The organism is Vibrio sp. 10N.247.310.24 (genome assembly GCF_041467175.1).
Classification (GTDB): Bacteria; Pseudomonadota; Gammaproteobacteria; order Enterobacterales; family Vibrionaceae; genus Vibrio; species Vibrio tasmaniensis_A.
On sequence record NZ_JBFSUD010000178.1, the window covers coordinates 1 to 1716 of the forward strand.

The following is a 1716-nucleotide window of genomic DNA, read 5'->3' on the forward strand; positions in this document are numbered from 1 at the left end:
AAGAGTATGGCTTGCACTCGCTTTACTCTGCCGCGCAGCGGCTTCGTTCAACAAATTAATTAAGTGGACTTATCGACGCTGGGCAATCTCGGCTTGGAGTTTGATAGGCTCGGAAAAATCAGTGGTTACAGCCACTTATTAAAGCGTTAAGTTTTTATGCGCGCTTCGAACAATATTCCTTTTCATTTTTCGTTCATTTCTTGCACTCGATATCACGAAATGTTATAAACAAAAACAATGACACCACCTGTAGTGTCACTTACTATTACTATTAGTATTAGAGTATGAGCCGATTAGACGAGATAATTGATGACCTTCAAAACCGAAAGCGTTCTATCTCCTGTAATGGTAAAGATGGTTTACTGTTATACATGGAGGAAATTGGCTTTACATGGAAAGAAGGTAAAACAGAAGGTCATAAAGTTTTTGTACATGAAGTATTAACTAAAAAAACAAGTGGGGCTTTCACAACCCACAGTATTGATTGTGGACATTACCCTAAAAGGGCAATGAAGTTTCAATACGTAGTAAGCACGATTCGTGTACTAAGAAAATACAATTCCGAACTAACGGAAATTATGAGTGAAAGATGATGAAAAACTTTGATTCTGAGCGTTACACAGTTTCAGTACGGAAAGAAATTGTTGAAGGTGAAGAGCTATTTGTAGCGAGAGTAGCGGAGCTTTCAGATGTTGAAGAGTATGGTGACACGTTTGAAGAGGCAAGAACTCTGGCTCTTGATACAATTGAAACTGCATATGAAATGTGTAAAGAGCAAAATATAGCATTTCCTGCACCTTCTCCTCGTTATGATGAGAGGGTGCTTGCAAGTGGTAGAGTAACTCTGCGTATGCCAAAAACGTTGCATGCTCGATTAATTCAAGAGGCTGAATTAGAAGATGTGAGTTTGAACCAGTACTTAGTATCTTCTCTTTCTATGAATTATGGTCAATGTCAGCTTTCTAAGAGCGTAGTTGAAGAAGTAAAGTCTCGATTTGATGCTTTGCAAGAGCAAATTAACAAGTATCAGAAAGTGGCTGCAACTTATTTGTTTAAAGAATACGTTGATAATTTTAAAGATCAAGAGTCTCCGCAGTGGGTAGTAAAAGATAAGCGGGAGGAGCTTCAATGGGTAGCAAGCTAAATATTGTAGAGTTAACCGATACTAGGTTGCTTTCTTCAAGTTTTAAAATTGAAGATTCAGAGATGGCACGTAATGGTGGCTCTTTGGAGTTCTCTTGTGAAGTACAGTTAATTGAAACAGAAAAAAACGAAGTAATTCAACTTATAGCAACTCTGAAAGTTCATGGGTTTAATGAAGATAAAACACTGTTTAATATAAATGGTGAATATATATCGGATTACAATATCTACGATGTAGATGCTTTTAATACTTTTCCAGAACAAGAGCGTGTAGAACTGTGTTTGTCATTGATGTTTTCAATAATTCGCGAGGATACAATGGCTATTCTATCTAGAGCTGGATTACGACAAATCACTATACCTTATCATTTTAATGCTCCCGAATTAGTATAAGTAAACAAAACTAAACAAAGTATTTAAGAGTGATTCCCAACGCTTGGCATTTTTGTTGTCATCGTTGGGTTTCGTGTTTATGGCGCAATGGTTTTGTTTCATGGTAGCGTTGCTCACACCTTAATGCGGCTACATGGATTCCCCCGGTTGTCAAACATCCGCTAAACTTATGTTGATGGG

The 1716-nt window shown here is 37.5% G+C and carries 3 protein-coding genes; all 3 read left to right on the top strand.

The features are described 5' to 3' along the window. Positions 1-284 precede the first annotated feature (284 nt). From AB6E08_RS23205 to AB6E08_RS23215, 3 genes are read left to right on the top strand one after another with little or no spacing between them, the layout of a single operon-like run. The gene (locus AB6E08_RS23205; protein WP_372067499.1) at positions 285-593 is read left to right on the top strand and encodes a hypothetical protein; all 309 of its coding nucleotides are present in this window, start codon (positions 285-287) and stop codon (positions 591-593) included. Next, positions 590-1144, top strand: a complete 555-nt coding sequence (locus AB6E08_RS23210) for a toxin-antitoxin system HicB family antitoxin (RefSeq protein WP_372067496.1) — start codon at positions 590-592, stop codon at positions 1142-1144. Before AB6E08_RS23205 ends, AB6E08_RS23210 begins: the two co-directional genes overlap by 4 nt. After that, on the top strand, positions 1129-1536 hold the full coding sequence (locus AB6E08_RS23215; protein WP_372067493.1) for a hypothetical protein: 408 nt from the start codon (positions 1129-1131) through the stop codon (positions 1534-1536). The genes AB6E08_RS23210 and AB6E08_RS23215 overlap by 16 nt, the downstream gene beginning before the upstream one ends. Positions 1537-1716: the final 180 nt, after the last annotated feature.